This window comes from Colwellia sp. MB3u-41 (genome assembly GCF_014076845.1).
Classification (GTDB): Bacteria; Pseudomonadota; Gammaproteobacteria; order Enterobacterales; family Alteromonadaceae; genus Colwellia_A.
The window spans coordinates 1-3,037 of record NZ_JACGUT010000026.1 but is presented as its reverse complement, the minus strand read 5'-3'; the positions used below and the strand labels follow the sequence as shown (position 1 = coordinate 3,037).

The window sequence follows — 3,037 nt, the reverse complement described above, 5'->3', positions numbered from 1 at the left end:
TGCCACCTTTGAAAAAGGTAAAAGAGGCAATGCTTATTAGTGCTGCACTAAACCGAGTTTAGCGTAAAACACTTAGCTAAAAATGTCTTGCCCTAAAACGTATTTATTAAGAGCATATAACGCCCATATTAAGCGGCAAATAATAGTTGGCTAAAATAGAGAGCGAAGCGAACAAAGCCAACTGTTATTTGTCCGTTTGAATTGCTTGTTAGGTGAAGTTTGTCTGTAATTACAAAAACCTAATACAAACTTTAACAACAATATAACATTCGCCACTTTAAAAACACAACCGTTAGATTTTGAGCCACAACACCCAACAATGAAAAGCCAATTCGCGAGGACATTTTGTTTTAAGTAATGCCCGAAGACTATATTGGCGAGAGAGATGTAGAGCCTGGCGAAACCCACCTAAAATATTTTAAGAAAACACAAACGCCCAACTTAAATTGGCAAATGCTTTAAACAATTAAAACGAAGTGGCGATTACACCTAACGCCCCACTAAGAGGCAAATAATAGTTGGTTATAATAGAGAGCGAAGCGAACAAAACCAACTGTTATTTGTCCTGCTTGAGTGGCTTGTTATATGCCTTTTAAATATTACCACTTATTTTAACTTTTTCTAAATATTCAATAAAACTGTCATCTTCAAGATTAAACAAATCAAATCCAGTTCTAGTGAACCCGTCACTTTCTACTTCATTAATTCTGCCTATTTCGTTATTTTTATATGAATAACTATTTTGAAGACTATATATTAATTGATTAAAACGCATATCTGGATCTTGCAACCAGATCTCATTAATTAACTCTAAAATTGTATCAATTCGTTTTGGATCACGCATAAACTTTAGATTTCCCGATTGGCATATAACGCCCCATTAAGAGGCAAATAATAGTTGGCTAAAATAAGCGACGAAGGAGTAAATAGCCAGCTGTTATTTGTCCTGCTTGAATGGCTTGTTATACGCAATTTTCATATTTAAGCGTTTGATAGTGAGTAACTTTACCATTAATTAAGATCTCCGCAACACAATACAAACCATTATGAGAAATGATATAAATCCTAGAGCTAATTATTTTTCCTGATGGTAATTTAAACTTACCATAAGTAGTAGATGTACTTCCTCGATATGAGCCACTAGATCTTTGTTCAAATGACTCTAGAAGATAAGTCTGACCATATTTAACTTCATCCTCTTTAAAGCCGAAATCAACTTCCATAAGAAAATATAAACCGATAGCTAAAGCAATAAGTGCAAACGCAAAGCGAACTTTGACTTTAGATTTGATGCGTACTCTATAGGGTTGATTCATATTTGCGTATAACGCCCCGCTAAGGGGAGATTTATAGTTTGCTAAAATGTTGAACGGAGTGAAAACAGCAAACTGTAAATTTTCCCTCTTGAGCGCCTTGTTAGATAGCACTTGGATCGTGCTCAAAAACTTCATAGTGATTCCAGCGTAAAAATAACTGACCACTTTCTAAAAATAGGTCAGCATCATCACTAGAGGGATAACAAAAATCATCCCAATAATCACAGAATACAGACCAAGGTAGATTAAGTGCTGTATTTTGATCCCACAAAATAGTAACTCGTTGCGAACTGATTGCAAGTTGCTTTAACCAATCCTTCACGGGCTCATCAGCAACAGATGAATTATGTCTAGTTGCACCAGCAGGAAAGTGTGTAAGTCGAGACGCTGCTAATAGTTGGGCTGATTCAATATCATAAGGATGAAGCTCACAAAGAATATTATCAGGTAACTTAGCATGTGAAGATTGTGTCCATCTCCAAGCTAAAGGAAAGTCTTCAAGATTCATATGCATACTACCTGTGCTTTCTAACGCCTCATTAAGAGGCAAAAAATTGTTGGCTAAAATAAGCGACGAAGGAGCAAAAGCCAACTGTTTTTTGTCCTTTTGAATGACTTGTTATATTTATTTTATCAGACGTACCCATGCAACTACAGAACGATTTCCCTCGCACGACTGAGTATCATGAAACGCTACTTTACCATTAGTCGTAAACGCGGTTAAAATTAAAGAAAATTTCCGATTAGCAACAGACTCATTGGGGCTTTTCACCCTATATAAATTTGAACCACAACTATGTGAGACAGAAGCGGAAAACTCAAAAACAGTTGCATCGCTATCTAATTGATAAACATAATTTACTGTACTAGAAGATATATCTTTAGCTGCAAAAGTAAAATTAGATATAAATACTAAAACTGATGCAACAATTGCCTTTTTAAAATAACTCAATGTAATCTCCGTGATGTGAATATAAATATAACGCCGTTTTAAGCGGCAAATTGCAGTTGGCTAAAATAAGTGAGGCACGAACAAAAAGCCAACTGTAATTTGTCCGACTTGAAAACCCTTGTTAGGCATTAATTTTATGCCGTAGCTCGTTGTAGTTTTTACAAAATATTATTTTATTTTTATGCTCTGCGGTAAAGTCTAGAATACGAACCATATTGTCATTATCGAATTTTTGATTCCACCAATACATTTCCACAAAAGAGGCTAGTGATTCTTTACGAAATTGGCCTAAAATAAATTTTCGCTTAAGGAAACGTTTAAATATTCGCCATTGCCTAAGTAAAACAGGTGGGCTAAGAATAACGATAAGGTCAGCATCACGAAAAGCATCGGCCAACCATTTGTAATAAACACCCTCAATGATCCAGTTTTCTTGAGACAACACTTGATTTAATTTTTCTGTTCTATGCTCCTCACTAGATCGAACATAAGCATTTTCATTTTGATCCCAAAATATTCTATCAAGATCGTAAGCTTTCAAGTTTGTTAATGCTTGAAGTTTAATAGAACTAAATGTTTTACCACTACCTGGACCACCTATGATGTGAATTTTACGATACTGCAACAGTGACTCCATTGATGCCTAACGCCTACTTAAGCGGAAAAATATAGTTGGCTAAAATGTTGAACGGAGTGAAAACAGCCAACTGTATTTTTTCCGTTTGAAGTTCTTGTTATAACTCAATATCATCCAAACTAAGCAACTGAC

At 35.2% G+C, this 3,037-nt stretch carries 5 protein-coding genes; all 5 read right to left on the bottom strand.

Going from position 1 to position 3,037, the window contains the following annotated elements; translation table 11 throughout:
* Positions 1-592: 592 nt before the first annotated feature.
* Complete coding sequence (locus H4J73_RS01270) at positions 593-844, bottom strand: DUF1040 family protein (protein WP_182223895.1); 252 nt, start codon at positions 842-844, stop codon at positions 593-595.
* A 118-nt stretch (positions 845-962) separates the two neighbouring features.
* Positions 963-1,451: a hypothetical protein gene (locus H4J73_RS01265; protein ID WP_182223894.1), complete on the bottom strand. Its 489-nt coding sequence runs from the start codon at positions 1,449-1,451 to the stop codon at positions 963-965.
* Positions 1,417-1,908, bottom strand: coding sequence for a hypothetical protein (locus H4J73_RS01260; RefSeq protein WP_259367920.1), 492 nt, complete (start codon positions 1,906-1,908; stop codon positions 1,417-1,419). Before H4J73_RS01260 ends, H4J73_RS01265 begins: the two co-directional genes overlap by 35 nt.
* Positions 1,909-1,941: 33 nt before the next feature.
* Positions 1,942-2,268, bottom strand: coding sequence for a hypothetical protein (locus tag H4J73_RS01255; RefSeq protein ID WP_182223893.1), 327 nt, complete (start codon positions 2,266-2,268; stop codon positions 1,942-1,944).
* A gap of 121 nt (positions 2,269-2,389) precedes the next feature.
* Positions 2,390-2,905, bottom strand: coding sequence for a DNA topology modulation protein FlaR (locus H4J73_RS01250; RefSeq protein WP_182223892.1), 516 nt, complete (start codon positions 2,903-2,905; stop codon positions 2,390-2,392).
* Positions 2,906-3,037: the final 132 nt, after the last annotated feature.